The following is a 26562-nucleotide window of genomic DNA, read 5'->3' on the forward strand; positions in this document are numbered from 1 at the left end:
AATAAACCAGGCGCGGTTATCTAACCGCACCAATGTTACATGGAGAGATAAAAATGCCAGAATTACCAGAAGTAGAGACAGTTCGGCGTGGGTTAACGGATTTAGTAGCCGGATGTCGGATAAAATCAGTTGAAGTTCGCTATCAAAAAATGATTAATTTGTCAGCCGATGATTTTAATAAAGCCTTGGTAGGCCGAACAATTGACAAAATTGACCGCCGTGGAAAATATTTGCTGATTAGAATCAGTGGTGGTTTGACAATTGTTTCTCATTTGAGAATGGAAGGAAAATATGATGTTGAACCTGAGGGGACACCCGTTGGAAAACACACTCATGTGATATTTCATTTAATGGATGGTCGTCAGCTGCGTTACAATGATACGCGTAAGTTTGGTCGAATGAATTTAGTGGATACTGGTAACGAAATGACTGTCGCCGGCTTAAAAACCATTGGGCCAGAGCCGACTGAGAGTGACTTGAAGTTGGACTACATGGTCAAAATTTTTGGAAAAAGTCGAAAAGTGATTAAACCTTTTTTATTGGATCAAAGTAACATTGCAGGGCTGGGGAATATCTATGCTGATGAAGTTTTGTGGATGAGCAAAATTCATCCGGAGCAACCCGCTAATACGTTATCATTAGATGAAATTAAGATACTCAGAAAAAATATTATTAACGAAATTCAGAAGGCAATTGCCGGTCATGGCACGACTGTTCATTCATACTCTAATGCATATGGTGAAGCTGGAAGCTTTCAGAATCAGTTAAGTGTATACGGTCGAGAAGGCCAGCCCTGCTTACGGTGTGGAACACCAATCGTTAAAATTAAGTTAGCTCAGCGTGGCACTCATTTTTGCCCAGCTTGTCAAATTGTTCATGGTGATAAAGATGACTAAAATTATTGGCTTGACCGGGGGGATTGCCACCGGAAAATCAGTTATCAGCAACTATTTAAAGCAAAAGAACATTCCTATTATTGACGCAGACCAAATCACTCATCAGGTTGAGAAGCGTGGGCAAAGCGGTTTTGATGCAATTGTGAGTCATTTTGGGGGTCAAATTCTTGATGAAACCGGTGAAATTGATCGTCAGCGTCTTGCCCGGATTGTATTTTCGGATTCAAAATCATTAAAACAATTAGTTAGAATCATTGATCCGCACATTCGCAGTGCTATATTTCAACAAGTTTCAATGCATTTACAAGCGCAGTTGGTGGTCATTGATGCACCAACATTATTCGAAAATGGTTATATCCATCTTGTTGATGAAGTGGTTGTTGTATACTGTGATTCAGTAACGCAATTGCATCGTTTAATGAAACGCAATAGACTAAGTATTAGTGAGGCAAATGCTCGGATTAAAAACCAGTGGCCACTTCAAATTAAATGTAACTTAGCAAATACGATTATGTATAATTCTGGAACAATTAAAGAAACTCTGATTCAAGTTGATCAGTGGTTAGCAAACGAAATAGATTAGGTGAGGTGAAAGCCATGCAATGCCCTCATTGTGGATACAATGGCTCAAAAGTTGTGGATAGTCGGCCAACGGATGACGGTCGAGTTATTCGACGCCGTAGGGAATGTGAACGCTGCGGGTTTCGATTTACGACTTTTGAAAGAGTGGAGGTAACACCTTTACTTGTAATTAAGAAGAATGGTAATCGGGAAGAATTTAACCGCGAGAAGCTTCTCAGGGGAATTGTTCGTTCTGCAGAGAAGCGACCAGTTTCCATGAATGCAATTACGGATTTGGTCGATCATGTTGAGAATCGGTTAAGATCTTTGGGTGAAAATGAAGTGACTAGTCAACAAATTGGCGAATATGTCATGGAAGATTTAGCTAATCTCGATGAAATTGCGTATATCCGATTTGCAAGTGTGTATCGGCAATTTAAGGATATGTCAGTCTTTTACAAAGAATTAAAAGAAATTATGGAAAAGGATAGGAAGAAGAATTCTGAACACGGTCAGGGGGAAAAATAATGGCTCAACCTATGCAAAAATTAACTCCTGATACTAAGTTTTTGATGATAAATACGAGTATAAATACGGAATTGGACCATAATATCCTCACCAACTTGTACTTACCAATTATCGGTGAACAAGCACTTGTTCTTTATGAGTTATTATGGTCGTTAAGTTTGGATGATAATAACCGACTCAAGCTGCATAAGCATTACGAGCTACAGAGTATGTTAAATATGGGAACAAGTGAAATAAGTGACAGTCGTAAAAGGCTTGAAGCTGTTAATCTGCTAGCTAGTCTAGTTTCAAAAAAGGCGCCTGAATCGTTAGTATATGCGTTACAGAAACCATTATCTGCTACAGAATTTTTAAAAACTGATATTTTGTCAATTTTGTTACTTGGCAAAGTTGGTGATGACACCTACCAACAGATCGTCTCAAGGCTTGTGATTCCACACCCTGATCTAGGTGAGGTTACAAATGTGTCGGCTAGTTTATTAGATGTTTTTCAGATTCCAAAAAATTTAATTAAAAATATTCCTGGTACAGTTAATGATGCCAAAAGAGCCGTTAATCAAAATAGTCAGTCAGTTAAAATGAGTCAACTTGAGCCGAATCGGTCAAGTTTTGATTTTGAACTGTTGTTGGAAATGCTTGACAATTCGTATGTTGACTTAATTAGTGTCAAAGCTGCCAGAAATTTAATTTTATCAGAACATCTATTATATGGTATTGATGAGATTGAAATGTCAAAACTCATTCAGCGGGCGACTAACTTGAGTACGGATCAGCTAAATGAAAAACAGCTGAAGTTTCTGATTGCTAATGATTTTAAGCAAGCGTCAATTAAACCACAACCAGTAAACAAACCAGTTGCTTCTGAGTCAGCTTTGTCGGCAGACAACCAACGCGTCAATCAAAAAACGCAACAGTTGATCAAAATTTGTCAAACGACTGCCCCAATGGTTTTTTTAGAGCAAATTAAAAAGCAGAAAGACGGTATTGTTACCGAGGGCGAACAACGGGTTCTTCGTGATCTTATTAATTATCGAAAGTTTTCAAACGAGGTCATCAACATGATGGTTTATACAATTTTGGTGACTGAGAAACAATCAACTTTAATTAAAGCTCTTACTGTTACAATTGCCGATAATTGGGCTCAACATCACGTCGTAGATGCTGCGAGTGCAATTGCTTATCTTCAAAAGCGCGGCGATGATAAGAAAAAGATGGCTGGCAAACGTTATAATAATTCTCGACGTATTAATGTTAAGGAAACCTTACCGGATTGGGCAAAAGAACAACCACAAAAAAAATCAAGCCAGCCGGCTCAAACCAAGATATCTCAAGCTGAAAAGAAGGCAATCCAAGAGAAATTGGCGAAATTCAGAAAGCAAAAGTAGGTGATAAGTTGTGGAAAGCGTTAGTGATTATATTAAGCAGTTAATGAAAGGGCAAAACTTCAAAGGAAACAACTTTAATGAAGGATTCAAAATGATTATTGGCGAGATAAAAAAAGATCCAGAAATTAAGCGTTTTCTTAAAGAACACCAAAGTGATTTGGCGGACAATGCCGTTGAACGTTCAGCTGCAAAGCTTTATGAATATGTTAACGTTAAGCATCAGGTTGCCGAAAACAAGCGGTCATTCGCCCCTGGCTACTTACCTCAATTGGTTGTAAACGATCACTTGATCGATGTTTCTTATGCAGCTTCGCCAAGGGTGATTGCAAAGCAAAAAGCTGAAGCGCTATCAAGACGGGTGACCACGATTTCAATGCCCAAAGATATTAGGGATGCAACGATTGATCAAGTTGATACACCTGATGACAATCCGTCTAGATTAAATATCGTGAACTTGGCACTTGATTTTATGAATAACCTCGCAGCACATAAACAGGAATTCTTTCCAGGACTATACATTTATGGTCCATTTGGAGTAGGAAAAACATTTTTGATTGGTGCAATTGCTAATGAATTAGCCAAGCGTGATATTCAAACGACACTGGTTCATTTCCCAAGTTTAGCGGTTGAAATGAAATCAGCAATTAATACCAATTCAGTGAATGATAAAATTGATGTCATCAAAAAGTCACCAGTATTAATGATCGATGATATCGGTGCTGATGCCATGTCTTCATGGATCAGAGATGAAGTCTTGGGGGTTATCCTTGAGTATCGGATGCAGCAACAATTACCAACGTTTTTTACGTCTAATTTTTCAATGGCACAGCTTGAGCAGGAACATTTACGGATCAATAATCGTGGTGATGATGAGCCTCTAAAAGCCAAGCGAATCATGGAAAGGGTTCGATTCCTTTCACGCGAAGTTGAAATGACTGGCGAAAACCGTCGCCCCAAATGAATCCTTTTTGTAATTTTAATTGACATTATAAAAAAGGCATTCTATACTTATAGCCAATGAAACAAAGAGACATGATAATTATTTCTCATCACAGGGAGAATGGCTCTAGCCTGGAAGGCCGTTTGTTTAGAAAGTAATTATTACCACTCTTTGAAGATGGATTGCGGAAATGCTATCCCGGTCGGGTACCGTTAATAACCACTTGAGAGCTTTTTGCGAACCATTGTGTTCACAGAAATCCAAATTGGGTGGAACCGCGCTAATTGCGTCCCTGGTGTACTTTGTACATCAGGGACTTTTTTGTGGTTCTAAAAATAAAAAAGGAGCTAATAGCTATGTCACAACTTTCATTTGAATTTCCAGATAACAGTGTTAAACAATTTGATGATGGGATCACTGCTGAAGATATTGCCAAATCAATTTCAATTAGTTTAGGTAAAAAGGCCGTTGCTGGTAAGGTAGATGGCAAACTTGTCAACAATCAGGAGCCATTACATAAGGGTGGTAAGATTGAAATTATCACTGGTGACAGTCAAGATGGATTGAGTGTTTTACGGGAAACAGCTGCTCAAATATTAAAAATGGCCATCGCTAACGATTTTAAAAATATTCAATTTGGCGAGAGTGAAGCTGATGAGGATGGTTTCTTCGTTGATACTGATAAACCCGAGACTCAAATTAGTGTTGATCAATTGTCAGATCTAAGCAAATCTATGGAAAAAATCATTAAACAGGATTTGCCAATTAAAGTGGTTGAGCTCAGCCAAGCCGACGCACTAAAATTAGTCGATGGTGATGCTTATCAGGCTGAATTAATTAAAGAAAACACCATTGACGGAAAAGTTAAATTTTATGAAATTGGCGATTTCAAGTCAATTGCTGAAGGTGCTGTCCTGGCTTCAACTGGTAAAGTAAAAATCTTTAAATTGCTTTCTGTCGCCGGTGCCTATTGGCAGGGAAAATCGTCTAATCCAATGCTTCAGCGGATTTATGCGACTGCTTTTAATAAACAAAAAGAACTTGATGCCGACTTAGCAAAACGTAAAGAAGCTCACGAACGTGACCATCGAGTTATTGGTAATGAACTTGATCTATTCTTCGTTGATCCCAAAGTTGGTGCCGGTCTTCCATACTGGATGCCAAATGGTGCCACGATTAGAAGAACAATCGAACGTTACATCGTTGATAAGGAAGTTGCCCATGGTTACCAACACGTTTACACACCAGTCTTAGCTAACCTCGATTTATATAAGCAATCAGGCCACTGGGCTCATTATCGCGAAGATATGTTCCCACCAATGGACATGGGTGATGGTGAAATGCTTGAATTACGTCCAATGAATTGCCCGAGCCATATTCAAATTTACAATCATCATATTCGTTCATATCGTGAGTTGCCTTTAAGAATTGCTGAACTTGGTATGATGCACCGTTACGAAAAATCAGGTGCATTGAGTGGTCTTCAACGAGTTCGTGAAATGACTTTGAATGATGGTCATACATTTGTTGCTCTTGATCAGATTCAAGAAGAGTTCCAACGCATTTTGAAGTTGATGGTTGAAGTTTATAATGACTTCGATATTAAAGATTATAAATTCCGACTTAGTTATCGTGATCCGGAGAATACTGAGAAATACTTTGATGACGATGAAATGTGGAACAAGGCACAAAAAATGTTGAAAGGTGCAATGGATGAACTTGGTTTGGACTACGTTGAAGCTGAAGGTGAAGCTGCTTTCTACGGTCCAAAGCTTGATGTTCAAACTAAAACGGCACTTGGAAATGAAGAAACGTTATCAACAATTCAATTAGACTTTATGCTGCCAGAACGATTTGACCTTCACTATGTTGGTGAAGATGGGAAGCAACATCGTCCAGTGATGATTCACAGAGGACTTGTTTCGACAATGGAACGATTTGTTGCTTACTTAACTGAGATTTATAAGGGTGCTTTCCCAACATGGTTGGCACCACATCAAGTTAAAATTATCCCAGTTAGCCAAGACAAGCATGGTGATTACGCTAACAAAATTAACGATCAACTTCGTCAATTGAAGATTCGTTCATCTGTCGATACCCGTGCAGAAAAGATGGGATATCTCATTAGAGATGCACAAACCCATAAGATTCCGTACACATTAGTCGTTGGTGATGAAGAAGTTAATGGTAATAGTGTTTCTGTTCGTCGATATGGTGAAAAGAATACTGAATCCGAATCACTTGACGGTTTCGTTAATGAGATTCAAAAGGATATTGCTTCATATTCAAGAAACGAATAATAAATTGACTAACTTATCACTTATCGCAAATGATTTGATTATGAATTTGGGGGCACCTTATTAGTTTTGATGGCTTAATATTGACACCCTATCTAATTCATGCTAAGATATAAAAGTTGTTAAATGAAAGCAGAAGCAACCCGCTTCTCGCCTTAGTGAACTGATTCGCTGGGCACGATATCGAGTAAGAGCTTAATTGTTTAAGTTCTTTAATTGAGGCGGGCACAATTCTGTGCCTGTCTTTTTTCTGCTTTTTTAAAATATTTGGAGGTGGAGTACCATAGCAAAAGATATGATGGTTAATAGTGGAATCCGCGCACGTGAAGTCCGTTTGATTGGTGCTAATGGTGATCAGCTTGGTGTTAAATCTAAAAGTGAAGCACTTCGTTTAGCTGAAGATGCTGACTTGGATCTTGTCCTTGTTGCTCCTAAAGCTAAACCACCAGTTGCAAAGATTCTTGATTATGGGAAGTATCGTTTCGAACTACAAAAGAAGGAACGTGAATCTCGTAAGAAACAAAAAGTCATCAGTGTCAAAGAAGTTCGATTAAGCCCAACAATTGATGTTAATGATTTTAACACTAAATTGAAAAATGCTAAGAAATTCTTGGCTAAGGGTGAAAAGGTTCGAGTTTCAATTCGATTTAAGGGTCGGGCCATTACTCATAAAGAGATTGGTCGTAAAGTTCTTGAACGAATGGCCGACGAAACAGCTGACGTTGCAACCGTAACGCAACGTCCAAAGATGGACGGAAGAAGTATGTTCTTAATGCTTTCGCCTAATGAATCAGATAAAAAATAATTAGTCGTTAAAATACTTGAGGAGGATCATTACTAATGCCTAAACAAAAAACAAACCGTGCAGCAGCCAAGCGTTTCCGTAAAACTGCTAATGGTGGAATCAAGAGCGCTCATGCATATACTAGTCACCGTTTTCACGGTAAGACAAAGAAGCAACGCCGTCAACTTCGTGGTACACATATGATGGATCACACTAACCTTAAAACTTACAAGAAGTTATTATCTAAGTAATCTAGTTCTAGGTAATGACATTTCGAATCGTCATTAATCATGTTTTTATATATAGGAGGAATTTAAAATGCCACGAGTAAAAGGTGGAACAGTTACACATGCACGTCGTAAGCGTGTCTTAAAATTAGCTAAGGGTTATCGCGGTGGTAAATCACGTTTATTTAAGACTGCCAAAGACCAAGTAATGAAGTCACAGGTTTATGCTTTCCGTGACCGTCGTGCCAACAAAGGCAATTTCCGTAAGCTATGGATTGCCCGAATTAATGCTGCTGCGCGTTTGAACGACCTTAGTTACAGCCAATTCATGCATGGGTTGAAACTTGCTAATATCGACATGAACCGTAAAATGTTAGCTGATTTAGCTGTTAGTGATGCAGATGCTTTTAAGTCGCTCACCGATGAAGCAAAAAAGGCTCTTAAGTAATTTTGATGTGCTAAAATGACTTTCACCGATCCTTTTGGTGGAAGTTTTTTTAAATAAAATAACTATTTGTTAAGGAGCGACATATGTTGTCACGATTTAAACCAACGTGGATGATTGAGAATATTTTCAGTATTTCTCCGCAATTCTTGTTGGATAATAATATCAACTGTGTTCTAACCGATTTAGACAATACTTTGGTTCCGTGGAATTCCAAACAAGGCTCAGCTGAGTTGCGTGATTGGTTACTGGATATCAAAAAATACGGTATCAAAGTGATTGTTGTTTCAAATAATAGTCATCGAAGAATTAAAGAGGCGGTTAAAGACTATGAACTGCCATTTGTTCCCCGGGCAATGAAACCTTTGACCATTGGGATCCGTCATGCAATCAAAGAATTTCATTTAACTAAAAAAAATACGGTGATGGTGGGCGACCAACTATTAACCGATGTTGTTTCGGCCAATAGTTGTCGTGTTAGAAGTATTTTGGTGAAACCACTTGTTAGAAATGATGCTTGGAACACAACCATCAACCGTTATTTTGAAAGAATTATTTGGAACAAATTAATTAAAAAATATCCCAATTTACACTGGAAATAGGAGGCCTTTATGGCAAGTAATGAAGTGGTTGTTGATGGTGAAGTTGTTCATTGTATTGGCTGCGGCGCAGCGGTTCAGACAATTGATAAGAATATGATTGGATACACCCCAGAATCGGCTTTGAAAAAAGGTCTTGAAAATGGGGAAGTTTATTGTCAACGTTGTTTCAGATTGCGTCATTATAATGAAATTGCCCCGGTTAGTTTATCTGATGATGATTTTCTAAAGTTACTAACAAAAATTGCAAGCACTGATTCATTGATTGTTTATGTGGTTGATATTTTTGATGTGAATGGGAGTATGATCCCAGGACTGCATCGGTTTGTTGGTGATAATCCCGTATTGCTAGTGGGAAATAAATTAGATGTTTTGCCAGCGTCTTTAAAGAAGAACAAAGTAAAGGATTGGTTACGGCAACGAGCTAATGCGGCTGGAATTAGACCAATTGATGTTGAACTCATTTCCGCTAAAACAAATTTTGATATTGATCGATTGCTTGACCAGATTGAAAAATATCGAAAGGGCAAAGATGTCTATGTTGTTGGTGTCACAAACGTTGGTAAGTCAACTTTGATTAACTCAATTGTTCGCCAATCGACAGGAATCAAGGAATTGATTACAACGTCTCGTTTCCCTGGGACAACGCTTGATCGAATCGATATCCCACTTGATGATGGTAAGCTATTGGTCGATACACCGGGAATCATTCAACCTGAGCAAATGGCACATCACTTGGTTGGTAAGGAATTAAAATTGGTGACACCTCAGAAGACAATTAAGCCTAAAGTTTATCAATTAAATCCAGAACAAACTTTATTCTTTGGCGGCGTTGCGCGATTTGATTACAATTCTGGTGATAAAAAGCATGGGTTTACGGTCTATGCTGAAAATAATCTCTACATTCATCGAACTAAATTAGTAAACGCCGATGCATTTTATGCCAGTCACGTGGGGAATTTATTAACGCCACCGAGTGAAGAGAATAAAACTAATTTTCCACCACTTGAGATGCATGAATTTAAAACGACTCGTAAAAGCGATGTCGTTATCGAGGGCCTTGGCTGGGTAACTGTTCCGGCAGATGTAGTTGTCTCTGGATGGGCGCCAAAGGGTGTTTCGGTATTGATTCGGCCAGCAATGATATAAAATCAGAAGAGGAATTTATGAAATTAACTGGAAAACAAAAACGTTTTTTACGTGCGCAAGCAAACCAAATGCGACCAATTTTTGAAGTTGGCAAAAATGGTCTGTCACCGATTTGGCTAGAGGAAATTGATAGAGCTCTGGAACGACGTGAACTCATTAAAATCAATGTATTACAGAATGCGTCAGTTACAACTAGTGAAATTCAGGACTATATTGAAGCTAAAAATGATATTAACGTTGTTCAGACAATTGGTAAGACGTTAGTCTTGTTTAAACCTTCCAGCCAAGCTGATCATCGGGATTTATCTAAAAAGGTACTATCAATTTAGGAGTATGAAAAATGTCGAACGTTATTGGTAATGTCCAAACATTATCTCAAACCAAAAGGATTATCCAAAATCCTAAGAAACGGATTGGAATTCTAGGAGGCACGTTCAATCCCGTTCATAGCGGTCATTTAATTGTTGCCGAACAGGTTCGCGACCAATTAGGACTGGATCAGGTGTGTTTCATGCCAGATGCAAATCCACCACACGTTGATCGCAAATTTGCGATTGATGGCAAAGATCGTGTGGCAATGATTAATGGTGCGATATGTGATAACCCTAAATTTGCGATTGAGATGGCAGAAATTATTCGCGGTGGTATTAGCTACTCTTACGAAACGATGAAAGAACTTACACAACAGCATCCCGAGAATAAATATTACTTTATTATTGGTGGTGACATGGTAAGCTACCTGCCAAAATGGCACCGAATTGATGATCTGGTCAATTTAGTTTCTTTCGTTGGGGTCAAACGGGATGGGTATACGCCTGCATCTAAGTATCCAATTCTTTGGGTAGATGTTCCTTATATTGATATTTCATCTTCATTAATTCGATCAAAAATTCGTCAGCATCAATCAATAAAATATCTTGTGCCGGCGTCAGTTGAGAAATATATAAAGGAGAAGCAATTGTATGAAGAATAGTCAGTTAACGTATCAAAATACACCATTTACTCGTGATCAGCTCGTTGCCAAATTAAAGAAATCTTTAACTGATAGCCGTTTTCAGCATTGTTTACGAGTTGAGCAAACTGCAATTGATTTAGCTGAAAAAAATCACGTTGACATTCAACGTGCTGCAATCGGTGGACTTGTTCATGATTACGCAAAGCAGCGTTCGGATAGTGACTTTATTGAAGCGATAAAAGCCTATCATTTGGATCGAGAATTGTTAAATTATGGTAACGCAATTTGGCATGGTGTTGTTGGCTGGCTATTTGTAAAAAATGAACTGCATATTAATGACATTGAGATTTTAAATGCAGTTCGTTACCATACGGTTGGGCATGAATTTATGACGCCCATTGAACAGATTGTTTACATGGCAGATTATATTGAACCGGCTAGAGATTTTCCCGGTGTTGATGAGGCCCGTAAAGTGACGTTTGATAGTTTGCAGGATGGGGTCGCTTATCAAACCCAACAAACGTTAAGCTACTTAGTTGCTCATAATAAACCTGTCTTCCCACAAACAATTGTCACATATAATAGTTGGGTACCAAATTCAGGATTGAAATAAGGAGAGACTTAAATAAATGGATAGTAAAGAAATTTCAGAAATTGTTGTTCGGGCCGCTGATGGCAAAAGAGCAGAGGATATTGTTGTTTTAGATATGCAAAAGGTAAGCTTAATGGCAGATTACTTCGTGATTGCAGATGCAAATTCAAACCGACAAGTAAAGGCCATTGCTGATGAAGTTATTGATCAAGTTCAAGCGAGCGATATCCACGTTTATAGTGTTTCTGGTAAAGATAGTGCCAAATGGATTTTAATTGATTTGGGGGATGTGATTGTTCATATCTTTCAAAAGGACGTTCGTGCATTCTATAATCTTGAAAAACTATGGTCAGATGCACCAATGGTCAATATTGAATCATGGGTTGAGGCATGATTTATCAAGAGTTTGCTCACTTTTATGATGAACTTTTTGATGAAAAATTATATGATCGTTGGCTCAATTATACTGTCAAACGAATTCGTTCAAATTGGCACGTGCTTGATTTAGCATGTGGAACTGGTAGATTGGCAATCAGGCTTGCTCACCGAGGGTATGATATTGATGGGGCTGATCTCTCTGAAGATATGCTGACGATGGCTGAACAGCGAGCACGTACAGAACATGTCAATGTTCCATTTATTCAAGCTGATATGCGGAATCTAGAGGGGTTGCCACGTTATGATGCAATTAGTTGTTATGATGACTCGTTGTGCTATTTAATTGAACAATCAGACCTTGGACGTGCTTTTCAATCGATTAATGATCATTTGATTCCAACGGGAGTATTTTTATTTGATGTTATTACGCCATATCAAACTGACACGGTATATCCTGGTTTTATGTACAATTATCAGGACGAAGGATCGGCATTTATGTGGACCAGCTATGAAGGGGAGTTTGCTGCTCATTCTGTAGAACATGAACTAGCTTTCTTTCTTTATAATGCTGATAAAGATGCTTATGATGCGTATAGCGAACTTCATCAGGAACGAACATACGATGTTGAAACGTATAAACAAATGCTTGCCAATGCGGGCTTTTCAAGAATTTTGGTTACGACGGATTTTGGTGACCGCCCTTTCAGTAATCATGTAAAGCGGTGGATGTTTGAATGTCATAAGGAGATCGGTTAAATTAATGCTTTCAGCTGTTGGAATTGTTTCTGAATATAATCCATTTCATAATGGACATCTTTATCAATTGCAACGGGCAAAGCAGATAACCGGCGCTGATATTGTCGTTGCTGTGATGAGTGGTAATTGGCTACAACGTGGTGAACCAGCTATTTATGACAAGTGGGAGCGAACAAGAGCGGCAATTAATAATGGTGTTGATATTGTTATTGAATTACCGTTTTTTTCAGCTGTTCAGCCGTCTCATATTTTTTCGACTGGTGCGGTACGTTTAATTACAGCCATGAATTGCCGCTGGTTAGCGTTTGGGGCAGAAAATCCCAATATAGATTATCTTAAATTAATTAAAAATCAGCCGGAACGCGATGCCAGTTTCAGACAATTTGATCGACCGTATGCTTCAATTTTCCAGGACTATTTAAAGAAGAAAACGGGTATTCAATTAAACCAACCCAATGATATTCTGGCATTTGGGTATTCAAACGCCAATTTTAATCTTGGTTCACCATTAAACTTGGTTCCAATTCAGCGGATCGGTAGTGATCATAATCAGGACAAATTATCGCCATCGGGGTTAATTGCCAGTGCCTCTGCAATTCGCAACGCAATTCACAGCGATCTCGTTTCTGAAGTCAATAAGTTTGTGCCACGTTCAACTTTTTCCATGATTCAAGGGCAACGTCCCATTACTTGGAATGACTTTTGGCCATTGCTTCGATTTGAATTAGTGGAAGCACCCATTTCTCAATTGCATCAGATTTACCAAATGACAGAAGGAATTGAATATCGGTTAAAACGTTGTGCGATTAAAGCTGATACCTTCAAAACATTTTTACACCTTGTCAAAACTAAACGATACACTTATACTCGAATCCAACGGCTATGTACGTATGTGCTGTTACATGCAACTGAAGCGCAGATGTTAAATCAGCCCAATTATTTACGACTGTTGGGTTTTAGTAAGAACGGGCAGGTATATTTAAATCAGATTAAAAACAAACTTAAGTTGCCATTGATTACAAAGGTAAATGAAGAGGTTGTCAAAAATTGGTTGCAGATGGACTTTGGAGCAGGAATGCTCTTTCAAATGATTAATAATAAGTCCCAAGATTATTATCGGCATCCGCTAATCATTGGAAATTGAACAAGTTCCTATCAAGGAAAACACCTTGACAAGCCTTTTTGTTGCCGGTATAATAAGTTTTGTTGCATTGGAGGAATTACATTGAAATGGTACTTTAAAGATTTACAGAAGTACTCTGGTACTGATCCATTTACGTTCAATGAAACTCTCAATATTAAAGAAGAATTGTTAGATCGATATGCTGATGAAGTTATCGATGCTTCGAGCTTTAGTATCGATGGTACTGCTTTTGCCGATCGTGGTGATGTCGTAATTGATACTCACATTGTTGGTGAACTAGTGGTACCATCTTCAAGATCATTAAAGCCGGTTCATTTACCACTTGATTTTACCGTTGAGGAATTTTATGTTCCTTCAAAGATTGCTGAATCAAGGTATAGTAAAGACGACGTTGTTTTTGTTCTCGATGAGGAAGATGAGGTTGATATTCAATCAGCTGTCATTGATAACGTAATTTTGCATATTCCTATGCACATTTTAACGCCTGAAGAGGCCACTGGCGATCACATGCCAAGTGGTGATGATTGGAAGGTTCTTTCATTAGATGACTATCAAAATCAGAAGGCGGAACTTAAAACTGTTGATCCACGTCTGGAAAAATTGAAGAACTTCTTTAAAGATGATCATTCAAAATAACCGGACTTTAAAATTTCACTAGTGGATATTTTATTCAACGAGGAGGGAAAGAAAATGGCTACACCAGCACGTAGAACATCAAAGGCGCGTAAACGTATGCGCCGCGGTCACATTAAGTTAACGACTCCTAACTTGAGTCTTGACCCAAAGACCGGTGAATATACCATGCCACATCACGTTTCACCATCTGGCTTTTATAAAGGTCGTAAAGTTTTAAAGAATAAGTAAGACCTAATTTAAAACAACTTAGAACGCCATGGATTCTAGGTTGTTTTTTTGTTGTCTAAAGGTAGTTAATTTTTTTCTGAAACAATAGGTATTATAAAAGTTTGTCAGCAACAAAGCAAAATTGAATGAAATTAGTTAATGGATAATTATTACGTTTTTATATGTAAAACTTTTACAGTTTTAGTAAAATGTGTTTTGCTGCACAAAAAAACAGCTTGGCATGAAATGCCAAACTGTTTAATCATTAAGAAGGTTAAGCCAAATTACTTAGTAAAATCGACAACCATTCGACCAACAATCTTGTTGGCTTTCATTTCATCGATAATGTCGTTAACTTCATCTAAGCGACGAGTCTTAACGATTGGTGTGACCTTACCCTCAGAACCAAATTGGAAGGTTTCTGCCAAGTCTTGACGAGTACCAACCAATGAACCGGCAACTTGAATACCATCCAAAACAGTCTTATCAATGTTAAGTGCCATATCACCCTTAGGAAGAGCAACGGCTACCAAGCGACCATCCGGACGTAATGCATTAACGGAGGTTGTGAAAGCTTCAGTTGTAACGGCGGTAATTTGAGCGTTATGAACACCGCCGACTTTCTTTTGAATTTGTTCGGCAACATCAGGATCATGACGATTAATCGTAATATCGGCACCATTTTCTTTGGCAGCATTTAATTTATCCGGATTACCATCAACGGCAACGACATGTGCGCCAAAAACGTTGTGGGCGAATTGGACAGCAAGGTTACCAAGACCACCCGCACCAACAACTTCAACCCATTGACCTGGTCGAGTTTGGCCAACTTTGAGTGCTTTATACATGGTGACACCGGCACAAGTTAATGATGTTGCTTGAACCGGATCAAGGCCGTCAGGAACTTTAACAGCGTAGTCAGCTGGAACAATAACCTGTTCGGCCATTGCACCATCAACTGAGAATCCTGAGTTTTGGACATTCCGGCAAAGTGTTTCACGACCAGTGGTACAATACTCACAGTGGCCGCATCCTCTATAAAACCAAGCAATTGAAACCCGATCACCAATCTTCAAATTATCAACATCATCGGCAACTTGAATGACGCGACCGACACCTTCGTGACCAATGATTCTTCCTGGCACTTTTCCAAAGTCACCAGCGGCAACGTGTAAATCTGTGTGACATAAACCACAATATTCAACCTTAACCAATGCTTCACCTTCATGGATTGGGCGAAGTGTGACATCTTTAATGTCTACATATCCATCTACAGGATCTCGTACAACTGCTGCTTTCATTTAAAATCATCCTTTTTTGTAATATTTTTTCAACACAGGTTCATTATAAATGGAGGTTTCACTTTATTCAAGTGAAAAAATACACAATTAGCATAAAAATGAAAAATATTTCCAAACCTTAAGATTGCTTCGATTTATTAAAGTAAAACACTATAATTCTCATAATTATGGTAAAATGAGAGTTATGTTAAAATATTTCAATGCATATAATAAACAAATTAAGATACTTTAGGAGAGCTGATTATTTATGAGTCGAATTTTGATTATTGAAGACGAAAAGAATTTGGCGCGCTTCGTCGAACTTGAATTAAAACACGAAGGATACGAAACCCAAGTTGAATTAAATGGACGTACGGGTTTACAAGCAGCAATAGATGATAATTTTGATGTTATCCTGTTAGATTTAATGCTGCCGGAGTTGAACGGAATGGAAGTTGCTCGCAGATTGCGGGAAAAGAAGAACACACCAATTATTATGATGACCGCCAGAGATTCAGTGATTGATCGTGTTTCTGGCTTTGATCATGGTGCTGATGATTATATTGTTAAGCCATTTGCAATTGAGGAATTATTGGCTCGAATTCGGGCATTACTTCGCCGAATTCAAATTGAGAATGATCAACAAAAGAGCAATAAAAAATCGGTTACATTTAAAGATTTAACGATTGAAAAGGAAAGTCGCATCGTTCGCCGAGGCGATGAAGTGATTAATTTAACGAAACGCGAATATGAGCTTTTATTGACATTAATGGAAAATGTTGACGTTGTTCTTGCAAGAGATGTTCTACTTACTAAAGTTTGGGGATACGACTCAGAAGTTGAGACTAATGTAGTTGACGTCTATATTAGATATTTACGAAATAAAATTGACCGACCAGGTGAAAATAGTTATATCCAAACGGTTCGAGGCACCGGGTACGTGATGAGGTCATGACTGATTCCAATAGCAAAGGTAACAAACGAAAAATCTCGCTGAAGTGGAAGTGGGCTTTTTTTACATCCATTGGTGTTTTGGCGATCGTTGTTGTTTTTTCGGTTTTAATTTTTAACAGGTTTACAAATGTTTTACTTGAGCAAGAGCGTATGCATATCAGTAACACACTAACAACCGTTTCCTCAAGATTAACGAACTACGCTTCCCCTCTGGGACGTAAAGATGTTAATCGCTATCTGCGCCCGCGAATCTCCGGCGACGATGGTCAAGTTTTGGATAGTTCACAAGATAATGATGACAATATCTATTCGGATTCGCTCATTGTTAATTTTTCACGTGATAATATCTTAGTGAATGTATACGGGGTTAATGGAAAGCAACTTTTTGAGTCTCGAAAAGATGCAGTTGATTTTCATTCTTCTGATAAACGAAAGATTGCCATGACAAAATTAAACGGAAAAAAGGTCATGGTTGGTACTGAGCCGTTATTGTCGAAAAAGAATGGCTCACTTTTAGGGTATGCACAGGTAACAGACAAGCTTAGCAGTTATCATGCTACTGCGCGAAAGTTGTTAGCCATTTTGGCGATTCTGGTATTGATTTCCGTTTTAATTGCCATGATTTTTGCCTACATTTTAGTTGCCGAGTTGTTAAGGCCAATTAATGAGATTCAGAACACAATTAATAAAGTTAAAAGCGATCCAGATGCAGACGTTCGAGTACCAGAATTAAATACTCATGATGAATTATCAGATTTGGCTGATTTACTAAATAGCATGTTGGATCAAACACAGCGATATATTGATCAACAACAGCAGTTCGTCGAGGATGTTTCTCATGAATTACGAACGCCAGTGGCAGTTATTCAAGGCCATATCGAAATGCTTCTTCGTTGGGGAAAGGACGATCCTGAAGTCCTTAAGGAATCTCTGAATGCCTCTTTGCAGGAGACAAAGCGAATGAAGAGTTTAGTTTCGGAAATGCTTGATCTGTCAAGAGCTGAGCAGATCGAGTTGAATTACGGAGAAGAAATTACGAATGTTAATGAAGTTGTGGGTCAAGTGTACAATGATTTCAAAATGATTCATCCAGATTTTACGTTTACTTTGGATGATGATACTCATGACGGGGTTTATGTTAAAATTTATCGGAATCATTTGGAGCAAGTATTGGTTATTCTACTTGATAATGCCATTAAATATTCTGAAAAACGTAAAGAGGTCCACTTATCCTTGTCAACGGCAATGGCGACTGTTAATATTGCGGTTCAGGATTTTGGTGAAGGGATTTCTCAGGAAGACATTGATAAAGTTTTTAATCGGTTTTATCGAGTTGATAAAGCACGAAGTCGGGATAAGGGCGGTAATGGATTAGGATTGTCAATTGCCCACAGATTAATTGAAGCTTATCATGGTAACATCACAATTGAAAGTTCGCTGGGTTACGGATCAATTTTCCAAATTAATTTACCGATCATGCAGAATATGCCTGAGGAAGATGATAATGCTGAAAATCCAATTCCTGGAATAAAAACTGTTAAACACTCAAGTGATCGTGATTCAAAAAAAGATTTAAATCATGATAATGAGGATGATTAAGACTATTTTTAGCGAAAATTCGACGTTTTTGATTCGGTTAGATTATTACTAATGGGCTTGCAAAGAATAAATGAAATTAAGAAAAAATAACCTGAGCTTCCCATATTGGGAGGTTCAGGTTATTTTTGGTGCAGAATTTAAATTAACACTGGCTAATCTAGCTGCTATAACTAGTGATGCTTATTTTCGATGTTGTTTGCCGGCATTTCGATTGCGATTTGTCGGTTTGGGCTCAGGTGTTTCGCTACTTGTGGTTGTGGTATTTTCGGAATGAGATCGATTTTGTGGACCTGCATTTCGTTGCTTACCAGCATTTCGTTGGCGGTTTCGGTGATGAATTGTTGTCCCCGAAGTCTCATGGCTGCCCTGATTTTCAGCAACGGTTGATTTAGGTAACAAATCTTCGACTGAGACTGGCTTTTTGCCATCCATTTCCTTTGCAATGTTCTTTCGAATTCTTGGTCGGTACATGTTAATGATAACGGTTTGAACACAGGCAAACAGACCACCGATAAAGAAGTAAATTCCTAAACCGGCTGGAGCCGAAAGAGTGAACACCAGGATCATGACAGGACTCATTAACATCATCGCGCCCATTTGTTTCTTCTGAGCTTTAGGAGTTCCGAGTAACGTTAAGTAACCCTGAAGTAGATAAGATAGAAATGATAGCAAAGCTAAAATCCAACTTGACTGTCCCAAGCGAATGCCCATAAACACCGTATGGGATAATTCTGGAGAATAGCGAATGGCTGCGTAAAGAGCAGCAAATACCGGCATTTGGATTAACAACGGTAAACAGCCAATTCCGCCTGTCATTGAGATTCCGTTTTGCTGATAAAGTTTCATCATGGCTTGACTAACAGCTGCTTTTTCTTCTTGAGTTTGAGCTTCACGCTGTCGTTTTTGGATCTCACGCATTTGTGGTCGAACCATCTGCATTTTTTCTTGTTGAATTGTTGACGCCTTCATTTGGCGAACCATGATTGGCAACAACAAAATTCTGACAAGAACAGTTAGCACGATAATTGCCCATCCATAGCTCCCTACAAATTGTGCGATCATTTCCATAACTGATTGAGCGGGTCGAGCTAGATAATCATACACAAATCCGTATGGTTTGCCAGATTTGGTCGTCCGAACACAACCACTTAGGAATAATGCAATCGTTGATAATATTCCAAGGGTCGTAAAATGCTTAATTTTTTTCATTGATAAGACCTTTCTTAATTTAGATGTAAACAAGAGTAATATTACTCGATTATCCACTAGTTTTCAATTTAATATTTTACATTAAAGCCCTTTTGCTCATAATTGGATATATAATTAATTGTGACGTCATAAATCCGGGCGAACGGCGTTGGTGAACTTTTAATTTTGTTAATAAATGAATCTAGTTTATCTTCCTGACCACTGGCAACAATTTCGACTGTACCGTCTAAGTTGTTTTTTACCCAACCAGATATGTTATAGTGTTTTGCCACTTGAATCGTTGAGTAGCGAAACCCAACTCCCTGGACGTGTCCAGAAATGATTATTTTAACTGACTTAATTGTCTTGTTCATGATATTAACCACCTAAAATTAGTTTGATAAAGGAGAACGATATGCAAAAAATTACTTCAAATCAAAATTCACGTGTTAAAGAATGGACCAAAATGCAGTCAAAAAAGGGACGGGTCAAATCTGGCCAATATGTCATTGAAGGCTGGCACATTGTTGACGAAGCAATTAAACATCATAAACAGCTCCAAGCCCTGATGGTTACTGATGAGACGTACTTGGAAAACCTACCGGTCGACTCCGCTACAGAAGTCTATGTGATTACACCTGAAATTGCCAAACATATTGCCGCAACTGAAACACCACAGGGCGTTTTTGCCGTTCTCGCAACTGAAGATTATCATGAAACGATTCCCGACGATCTGGACGGTTCATGGTTGTTATTAGATAGTATTCAAGATCCAGGTAATATTGGCACGATGGTTCGAACAGCGGATGCAGCCGGAATGAATGGTGTCGTTTTTGGAAAAGGATCCGCTGATATCTATAATCCCAAAGTTGTTCGTTCAATGCAAGGTAGCCAATTTCACATGCGGCTTTTTGCCGGAGACTTGATTGATTGGATGACCGCATTTAAAAAGAACGGGGTGCCAACATACGGAACCGAACTCAATGATCAGGCAATTTCTTACTATGATGTCCAACCAACGAAGAAGTTTGGCCTGGTAATGGGGAATGAAGGAAATGGTGTCGATCCTGAAATCCTTAGTTGGACAAGTCAAAATTTGTATATTCCGATGAATGGTGAAGCCGAATCGTTAAATGTTGCGGTGGCCACTGGTATTTTAATTTTTCATTTTTGTAAATAATGTTCGTTTTCATTGCTATTTACAAGTATTCCTAGTATCATATCAGTTAATAAAGGGTAAAGGGGTATTACATGCAAAAGGATGAATGGAAAAATGATTCTGAATATTGTGATATAGTTGCCGATTTGTTAGCAAATAAGACTGTGAAAAAAATGGCCAATTATAAACAACACCATCACTCAACCAGGCTTGAGCATTCTCTAGCGGTTTCCTTTGATAGTTATAAAATTGCGAAGCGACGGAAATTGGACTACCGTGCGGTTGCCCGTGCCGGCTTACTTCATGATTTGTTTTTCTATGATTGGCGGACAACTAAGTTTGATTTGGGTTCTCATGCGTTTATTCATCCACGAGTTGCCCTTAGAAATGCTGAAAAGATAACTGAGCTTTCTCCAATTGAAAAAGACATTATCTTGAAGCATATGTGGGGATTAACTCTTGCCCGACCGAAGTACGAAGAAAGTGTTATCGTATCGTTGGTTGACGATTATGAAGCAGTTCATGAGTTTCTAAGCCCGTTACGAACTAAAATTAAGAGTCGTTTACAACGTATTGAAACCAGTAAATAAATATCGTTCAATTTAAGGAGGGGAAACTATGCGAGAAAGTATTGGTTTACGAAATCCAATCAACTATTTTCTTTGTCCAAGGTTTGAAAAGACGTTCTCATTTTTGGGAAAGAAATGGAATGGTTTAATTATTGATGTTTTATTGCAAGAAGGTGCCTTGCGTTTTCGTGAAGTTGCACGTCAGATTCCTAAGTGTAGTGATCGCGTTCTTGTAGAACGATTGCGGGAGCTTGAGGAGGACGGGGTTGTTGTCCGAAAGGAATTCCCTGAATCATCATTAATCGAGTATTCATTAACTGAACAAGGAAAAGAATTAGCACCAATTATGGATGCAATTCATTCATGGTCTGAAAAATGGTATCCAAGCGACGAAAGTTAGCTTGACCATTTTTTTGTTTTAGATTATCATTCATTAAGTAAATGCGTTTGAGAAAAAAGTAGTAGATAATTAACTTGGTCAGCGAATCTGTGGTTGGTGTGAACAGAGAAGGTCAATTATTCGAATTCATTTTTCGAGCTGAAATTGGGAGTTATTTATAACGAAAAATTTTCCGGTAATCACCGTTAACGATTCTAAGTGTGTCATTTCTTAAGATGGCAAATTAGGGTGGTACCGCGTTGCTTCGTCCCTTTGTGGGCGAGGCTTTTTTTGTGGCTAAAAATAAATTGGAGGGATACTATGTCATTACGTGATCAACTCACTGAAATTAAGGAAAAAGGATTAACTGATATTAAACAAGTCAGTGATTTAAAAAAGCTCAACGAAATTCGGGTTCATTTATTAGGGAAAAAAGGACCAATTACGGCCGCGCTTAGAGGGATTAAAGATTTGAAACCTGAAGAACGGCCTGAAGTTGGTAGTTATGCAAATAAGATTCGTGATGCAATTGCTCAGGCAGTTACACAACACCGAGATCAACTGGAACAGGCACAGTTAGATGCTCAGTTGGCAGAAGAAAAGATTGATGTTACATTACCTGGAAAACCGGTTTCACAAGGCCAACCACACGTGATTCAGCAAATCATTGATGAATTTGTCGATTTGTTTTTAGGGATGGGCTATGAAGTTTTACAAGGTCCAGAAGTTGAAGAGGATAAGTATAACTTTGAACGGATGAATTTGCCTAAAAACCACCCAGCGCGTGATATGCAAGATACCTTTTACATTAGCAAAGAAATTTTAATGAGATCGCAAACATCACCCATGCAAGCCCGAGCCTTAGAAAAGCATGATTTTTCAAAGGGGCCTTTAAAAATGATTTCACCAGGAATTGTTTATCGGCGTGATACTGATGATCCAACTCATTCACATCAATTTCATCAGGTTGAAGGGTTGGTCATTGATGAGCATATTACAATGGCCGATTTAAAGGGCACTCTGATCACAATGGCCCAAAAAATTTTTGGCAATAAATTCGATATTCGTCTCAGACCGAGTTATTTTCCATTTACTGAGCCTTCTGTTGAAGTCGATGTGACATGCTTTAACTGTATGGGAAAGGGTTGCGATGTTTGCAAACATACCGGTTGGATTGAAGTACTGGGCGCCGGAATGGTTCACCCAAATGTTTTGAATATGGCTGGAGTTGATTCAAAGGTATACGGCGGCTTTGCTTTTGGTGTCGGTCCTGATCGATTTGCAATGCTTAAATATGGGGTCGATGATATTCGTGATTTTTATCTCGATGATGTTCGTTTCCTAAATCAATTCAACAAGAGAGGTAATTAAAGTAATGAAAGTATCTTATAAATGGCTGAAACAATATTTAGATCTTAATATGCCAGCAAAAGATCTGGGTGAAAAGATTGAGCGGACAGCGGTTGAAGTTGACTCAGTTGACGTTGCTCAAACTGGGTTGAAGAAACTTGTCATTGGTCATATTTTGTCCATGAAAGATCATCCTGAATCAGATCACTTACACATTTGTGAAGTTGATGTTGGTGAAGATCAGCCATTACAAATTGTGTGTGGGGCACCCAATGTAGCAGCTGATCAAAAGGTTATTGTTGCCTTGCCCGGCTCTAGAATTGGTGGCAATGTTAAAATTAAGCGTTCTAAAATGCGTGGCGTTGAATCTGAGGGAATGATTTGTGCACTTGATGAAATTGGGTTTAGCAAAGATGTCGTTCCAAAGGAGTGGGCAGACGGCATTTATGTTTTTGACGACAGTGTTCCAGTTGGCGAACCTGTTTATCATTATTTAGGAATGGATGATCCGATTATTGATTTGGACGTCACTCCTAATCGTGGTGACATGTTAAGCATTTTAGGGACCGTTCATGAATTGGCTGCTATTTATGATCAACATGCCGATATCAAAACACCAGTTGCTAATGAGGACTCACAAATTGATGTGAATCAAGAAATTTCAGCAACCGCTGATTCGAGTTTGGCTAAAACATATAAATTGAGAGTTATCAAGGGTGTGAAGGTTGCACCAAGTCCATCGTGGTTGCAAATTACCTTATGGAATGCTGGTGTTCGGCCGATTAATAACGTTGTTGATGTGACAAATTATATTTTATTAAAATACGGTCAACCACTTCATTCATTTGACCAAGATAAAATTGATGGTAATATTCAGGTTCGTTTGGCTCAACAAGGTGAAAAAATTACGACGCTTGATGAGGAAGATCATGAACTATCAACCAATGATATTGTTATTGCGGATAATGATCATCCAATTGCAATTGCAGGTGTTATGGGTGGATTTAATACTCAAATTGATGACCAGACGACTAGTGTGGTCTTAGAATCAGCTATTTTTGACTCGATTAGAATTCGTAAGACTGCGCAGCGCCATGTTTTGCACTCTGAAGCCTCACAACGATTTGAACGTGGCATTAACCCGGACACAGTTGAGGCAGCTATTGACGAGGCTGCTAATATGATCCAAACCTTAGCTGGCGGTAAGATCGCAACCGGAATTGTCACGGCAGCTGACTATCATCCAGAGTTGCCCACAATTTTTATGACCGCTGAACGAACAAACCATGTTTTGGGGACTAAATTAACCCTGGCTGAAATTAAGAAAATTTTTGATCGGCTGGGATTTACGAGTGAGGATCATGAAGATGGCTTGAATGTTACAATTCCTGCTCGACGATGGGATATCCACATCGATGCTGATTTATTTGAAGAAGTGGCGCGAATTTATGGCTATGATAAGCTACCTGCAACCTTGCCAACTGGTCGACAAACGATTGGTGTTTTGACTCAGCCTCAGAAGGTTCAACGGGCATCTCGGCAAATACTCGAAGGTTTGGGGCTAACCCAGGCTATTTCATATTCATTAACAACAGAATCCAAAGCCAAAATGTTCTTGATGCGTCAAAGTGAGGTGACAAAACTACTTTCACCAATGACACAAGACCATGCCGTTTTGCGGATGAACTTATTAAGCGGCTTGCTTGACGATGTTGCTTATAATCATGCCCACAAGGTCAATGATGTGGCATTATACGAATCCGGACGTGTCTTTTATAAGGACAATATTGACCAAGTTCGCCCAGAAGAGGTTGAACATATCGCTGGAGTTATTACTGGTAATTTTGACAATCCAGCTTGGAATAATCATATTAACCCAGTTGATTTTTACCAGATGAAAGGCATTGTCAACCAATTTCTCATTAACCTTGGCATTAATGGTGATATTGAATATACAGCTACTGATCAATATTCTGATATGCATCCTGGAAGAACTGCGAATATTTCGATTCATGGTCATTACGTCGGTTTTGTTGGTCAAGTGCATCCGAAAGTAACCAAGCAATTTAAAATTAAAGAAACTTACGCGTTTGAATTAAATCTTCAGGAATTGATTGATTTGCCGAAAAATGATGACCAATATCAACCAATTTCAAAGTATCCATCAATTAAACGTGATATTTCGATTGTTGTTGATCGCCAAATTACCAATGATCAAATTCTGGCAGTTATGAAGAAACGTGGCGGAGCCTACCTTAGCGATATTCAACTTTTTGATGTTTATGATGGTAAAAATGTGCCGGATGGTAAAAAATCAATGGCTTATTCGCTGACATATGTAAATCCTCGAGACACCTTAAAGGATGAAGTTGTCACTACGGCATTTGAAAAGATTAAAAAACGGTTAACAGATGACTTAAAGGCGGAAATTAGGTAGTTTCAAACATATAATTGAGTGTAGCAGATAGGAGGAGCTATCGATGAGTAACAACTCAAATGAACGAACCCCCAAACCCAACCGAAGTCTAGGGCATCGGATCATTATTTCCGTCATAACCATTTTAGCAATTTTAATTGTGGCAACCGGACTACTTGGATACCGGTATTTTCAAGAGGCTTTAAAACCAATGAATCCACAAAATACGCAGGTTAGTCAGGTTCATATTCCGCTAGGAGCATCTAATAAACAGATTGGATCCATTCTTCAGAATAAAAAGATAGTGAAGAGTGGGATGGTTTTTGACTATTACGTTAAGTCAAATAATATGAGCAACTTCCGGGCTGGTTACTATCAGTTAAAACCATCAATGAGTTTGAAAAAGATCGCCCAACAATTACAAAAGGGTGGGACCGATCAGCCGATTCAAAGTACCAAGGGAAAGGTTTTAGTTCGTGAAGGCGCCAATGTTGATCAAATTGCTTCTCAAGTAGCCTTAACGACTGATTTTGATCAAAATGATTTTTTAACCTTAATGAAGGATCAAACTTTCATTAAGAGTTTGGCCAGTGATTATCCACAACTGCTTAATTCAGCAATGAAGGCAAAGCAGGTGCGTTATCGATTGGAAGGATATCTATATCCTGCTACTTATGAAGTCAAGAAAAACACATCATTAAAGGCATTAGTTATTCAAATGGTTGCCAAAACAAATCAGGTCTTGTCACCGTACTATCGACAAATTAAGAAAACCCATATGACGATGCAAGAGTTCATGACGTTGGCCTCCTTGATTGAAAGAGAGGGCGTTAACCAAACTGACCGTCGAAAAATGGCGGGCGTATTGATTAATCGAATTAATATTAATATGCCGCTTCAGTCGGACGTGGCCGTATTATATGCTATTCATCGAAATAACAAAACATTAACGACTAAAGATTTACAAAATGATTCACCATACAATCTGTATAAGTATGCTGGCTTTGGTCCGGGACCGTTTGATAGTCCAAGCGTTAGTTCAATTGAGGCTGTTTTGCATCCATTAGACCGCAAGAAAAATTATCTGTATTTTGTTGCAAATACAAAAACTAAAAAAGTGTATTACTCAAAAACGTACGAAGAGCATCAACAACAAATTGCTAAACATGCATCAAGTAATAATTAACTA

30 protein-coding genes and 2 other annotated features are annotated in these 26562 nt (G+C 38.5%); of the genes, 27 read left to right on the forward strand and 3 right to left on the reverse strand.

Annotated elements, in window-relative coordinates; translation table 11 throughout:
• Positions 1-53 precede the first annotated feature (53 nt).
• The 19 genes from mutM to rpmF all read left to right on the forward strand — a co-directional run bounded on the left by mutM (position 54) and on the right by rpmF (position 14500).
• A complete protein-coding gene (gene mutM, locus FC85_RS10720; protein WP_057865528.1) occupies positions 54-896 on the forward strand; it encodes a DNA-formamidopyrimidine glycosylase in 843 nt (280 codons plus the stop codon).
• Entirely contained in the window at positions 889-1479 is a 591-nt protein-coding gene (gene coaE / locus FC85_RS10725; RefSeq protein ID WP_057865529.1) for a dephospho-CoA kinase, read from the forward strand. Before mutM ends, coaE begins: the two co-directional genes overlap by 8 nt.
• 14 nt (positions 1480-1493) lie before the next feature.
• Positions 1494-1985 carry a transcriptional regulator NrdR gene (gene nrdR, locus FC85_RS10730; RefSeq protein WP_057865530.1) on the forward strand — a complete coding sequence of 164 codons (492 nt, stop codon included), beginning with the start codon at positions 1494-1496 and terminating at the stop codon, positions 1983-1985.
• The gene (locus FC85_RS10735; protein WP_057865531.1) at positions 1985-3370 is read left to right on the forward strand and encodes a replication initiation and membrane attachment family protein; all 1386 of its coding nucleotides are present in this window, start codon (positions 1985-1987) and stop codon (positions 3368-3370) included. Before nrdR ends, FC85_RS10735 begins: the two co-directional genes overlap by 1 nt.
• Positions 3371-3380: 10 nt before the next feature.
• A complete protein-coding gene (dnaI, locus tag FC85_RS10740) occupies positions 3381-4331 on the forward strand; it encodes a primosomal protein DnaI (protein ID WP_057865532.1) in 951 nt (316 codons plus the stop codon).
• A 335-nt stretch (positions 4332-4666) separates the two neighbouring features.
• Positions 4667-6610, forward strand: a complete 1944-nt coding sequence (thrS, locus tag FC85_RS10745; protein WP_057865533.1) for a threonine--tRNA ligase — start codon at positions 4667-4669, stop codon at positions 6608-6610.
• A gap of 121 nt (positions 6611-6731) precedes the next feature.
• Positions 6732-6864 (forward strand) — a sequence feature (ribosomal protein L20 leader region).
• Between the two features lie 38 nt (positions 6865-6902).
• Complete coding sequence (infC, locus tag FC85_RS10750; RefSeq protein WP_057865534.1) at positions 6903-7412, forward strand: translation initiation factor IF-3; 510 nt, start codon at positions 6903-6905, stop codon at positions 7410-7412.
• A 35-nt stretch (positions 7413-7447) separates the two neighbouring features.
• Positions 7448-7642, forward strand: coding sequence for a 50S ribosomal protein L35 (gene rpmI, locus FC85_RS10755; RefSeq protein WP_057865535.1), 195 nt, complete (start codon positions 7448-7450; stop codon positions 7640-7642).
• A gap of 67 nt (positions 7643-7709) precedes the next feature.
• Positions 7710-8066 (forward strand): 50S ribosomal protein L20, encoded by a 357-nt coding sequence (gene rplT / locus FC85_RS10760; RefSeq protein ID WP_057865536.1) that lies wholly within the window; start codon positions 7710-7712, stop codon positions 8064-8066.
• An 83-nt stretch (positions 8067-8149) separates the two neighbouring features.
• A complete protein-coding gene (locus FC85_RS10765) occupies positions 8150-8665 on the forward strand; it encodes a YqeG family HAD IIIA-type phosphatase (RefSeq protein ID WP_057865537.1) in 516 nt (171 codons plus the stop codon).
• Between the two features lie 9 nt (positions 8666-8674).
• A complete protein-coding gene (gene yqeH / locus FC85_RS10770) occupies positions 8675-9811 on the forward strand; it encodes a ribosome biogenesis GTPase YqeH (protein WP_057865538.1) in 1137 nt (378 codons plus the stop codon).
• 17 nt (positions 9812-9828) lie between these two features.
• Positions 9829-10140, forward strand: a complete 312-nt coding sequence (gene yhbY, locus FC85_RS10775) for a ribosome assembly RNA-binding protein YhbY (protein WP_057865539.1) — start codon at positions 9829-9831, stop codon at positions 10138-10140.
• Between the two features lie 11 nt (positions 10141-10151).
• Positions 10152-10784: a nicotinate-nucleotide adenylyltransferase gene (locus tag FC85_RS10780; RefSeq protein ID WP_057865540.1), complete on the forward strand. Its 633-nt coding sequence runs from the start codon at positions 10152-10154 to the stop codon at positions 10782-10784.
• Entirely contained in the window at positions 10774-11379 is a 606-nt protein-coding gene (gene yqeK, locus FC85_RS10785; protein ID WP_057865541.1) for a bis(5'-nucleosyl)-tetraphosphatase (symmetrical) YqeK, read from the forward strand. The genes FC85_RS10780 and yqeK overlap by 11 nt, the downstream gene beginning before the upstream one ends.
• 16 nt (positions 11380-11395) lie before the next feature.
• Positions 11396-11752 carry a ribosome silencing factor gene (gene rsfS / locus FC85_RS10790; protein WP_057865542.1) on the forward strand — a complete coding sequence of 119 codons (357 nt, stop codon included), beginning with the start codon at positions 11396-11398 and terminating at the stop codon, positions 11750-11752.
• Complete coding sequence (locus FC85_RS10795; RefSeq protein ID WP_057865543.1) at positions 11749-12492, forward strand: class I SAM-dependent DNA methyltransferase; 744 nt, start codon at positions 11749-11751, stop codon at positions 12490-12492. Before rsfS ends, FC85_RS10795 begins: the two co-directional genes overlap by 4 nt.
• Positions 12493-12496: 4 nt before the next feature.
• Positions 12497-13636, forward strand: a complete 1140-nt coding sequence (locus FC85_RS10800) for a nucleotidyltransferase (protein WP_057865544.1) — start codon at positions 12497-12499, stop codon at positions 13634-13636.
• An 81-nt stretch (positions 13637-13717) separates the two neighbouring features.
• Positions 13718-14272, forward strand: a complete 555-nt coding sequence (locus FC85_RS10805) for a DUF177 domain-containing protein (RefSeq protein WP_057865545.1) — start codon at positions 13718-13720, stop codon at positions 14270-14272.
• A gap of 54 nt (positions 14273-14326) precedes the next feature.
• On the forward strand, positions 14327-14500 hold the full coding sequence (gene rpmF, locus FC85_RS10810; RefSeq protein ID WP_057865546.1) for a 50S ribosomal protein L32: 174 nt from the start codon (positions 14327-14329) through the stop codon (positions 14498-14500).
• Between the two features lie 263 nt (positions 14501-14763).
• On the opposite strand, the gene adhP is transcribed toward rpmF, so the two are convergent.
• Positions 14764-15780, reverse strand: coding sequence for an alcohol dehydrogenase AdhP (adhP, locus tag FC85_RS10815; RefSeq protein ID WP_057865547.1), 1017 nt, complete (start codon positions 15778-15780; stop codon positions 14764-14766).
• Between the two features lie 247 nt (positions 15781-16027).
• On the opposite strand from adhP, the gene FC85_RS10820 reads away from it, so the two are divergent.
• Entirely contained in the window at positions 16028-16714 is a 687-nt protein-coding gene (locus tag FC85_RS10820) for a response regulator transcription factor (protein ID WP_057865548.1), read from the forward strand.
• Positions 16711-18312 carry a HAMP domain-containing sensor histidine kinase gene (locus FC85_RS10825; RefSeq protein WP_057865549.1) on the forward strand — a complete coding sequence of 534 codons (1602 nt, stop codon included), beginning with the start codon at positions 16711-16713 and terminating at the stop codon, positions 18310-18312. The genes FC85_RS10820 and FC85_RS10825 overlap by 4 nt, the downstream gene beginning before the upstream one ends.
• Positions 18313-18492: 180 nt before the next feature.
• Here FC85_RS10825 and yidC read toward each other — a convergent pair whose 3' ends face one another.
• Both yidC and FC85_RS10835 read right to left on the reverse strand, forming a co-directional pair.
• Positions 18493-19521: a membrane protein insertase YidC gene (yidC, locus tag FC85_RS10830; protein WP_057865550.1), complete on the reverse strand. Its 1029-nt coding sequence runs from the start codon at positions 19519-19521 to the stop codon at positions 18493-18495.
• A gap of 68 nt (positions 19522-19589) precedes the next feature.
• Positions 19590-19874 (reverse strand): acylphosphatase, encoded by a 285-nt coding sequence (locus tag FC85_RS10835; RefSeq protein WP_057865551.1) that lies wholly within the window; start codon positions 19872-19874, stop codon positions 19590-19592.
• Between the two features lie 41 nt (positions 19875-19915).
• Between FC85_RS10835 and FC85_RS10840 the strand changes: the two genes are divergently transcribed.
• From FC85_RS10840 to mltG, 6 genes are all read left to right on the forward strand, one after another.
• On the forward strand, positions 19916-20680 hold the full coding sequence (locus FC85_RS10840; RefSeq protein WP_057865552.1) for a TrmH family RNA methyltransferase: 765 nt from the start codon (positions 19916-19918) through the stop codon (positions 20678-20680).
• 71 nt (positions 20681-20751) lie between these two features.
• Positions 20752-21249: an HD domain-containing protein gene (locus FC85_RS10845; protein ID WP_057865553.1), complete on the forward strand. Its 498-nt coding sequence runs from the start codon at positions 20752-20754 to the stop codon at positions 21247-21249.
• Positions 21250-21277: 28 nt separating this feature from the next.
• Entirely contained in the window at positions 21278-21628 is a 351-nt protein-coding gene (locus tag FC85_RS10850) for a winged helix-turn-helix transcriptional regulator (protein WP_057865554.1), read from the forward strand.
• Positions 21629-21665: 37 nt separating this feature from the next.
• Positions 21666-21883 (forward strand) — a binding site (T-box leader).
• A gap of 45 nt (positions 21884-21928) precedes the next feature.
• Positions 21929-22978 carry a phenylalanine--tRNA ligase subunit alpha gene (gene pheS, locus FC85_RS10855; RefSeq protein WP_057865555.1) on the forward strand — a complete coding sequence of 350 codons (1050 nt, stop codon included), beginning with the start codon at positions 21929-21931 and terminating at the stop codon, positions 22976-22978.
• A 4-nt stretch (positions 22979-22982) separates the two neighbouring features.
• A complete protein-coding gene (gene pheT, locus FC85_RS10860) occupies positions 22983-25394 on the forward strand; it encodes a phenylalanine--tRNA ligase subunit beta (RefSeq protein ID WP_057865556.1) in 2412 nt (803 codons plus the stop codon).
• A gap of 43 nt (positions 25395-25437) precedes the next feature.
• Entirely contained in the window at positions 25438-26559 is a 1122-nt protein-coding gene (gene mltG, locus FC85_RS10865) for an endolytic transglycosylase MltG (RefSeq protein ID WP_057865557.1), read from the forward strand.
• The last annotated feature ends 3 nt before the right edge of the window (positions 26560-26562 follow it).

Source organism: Lentilactobacillus diolivorans DSM 14421 (assembly GCF_001434255.1).
Lineage (GTDB): Bacteria > Bacillota > Bacilli > Lactobacillales > Lactobacillaceae > Lentilactobacillus > Lentilactobacillus diolivorans.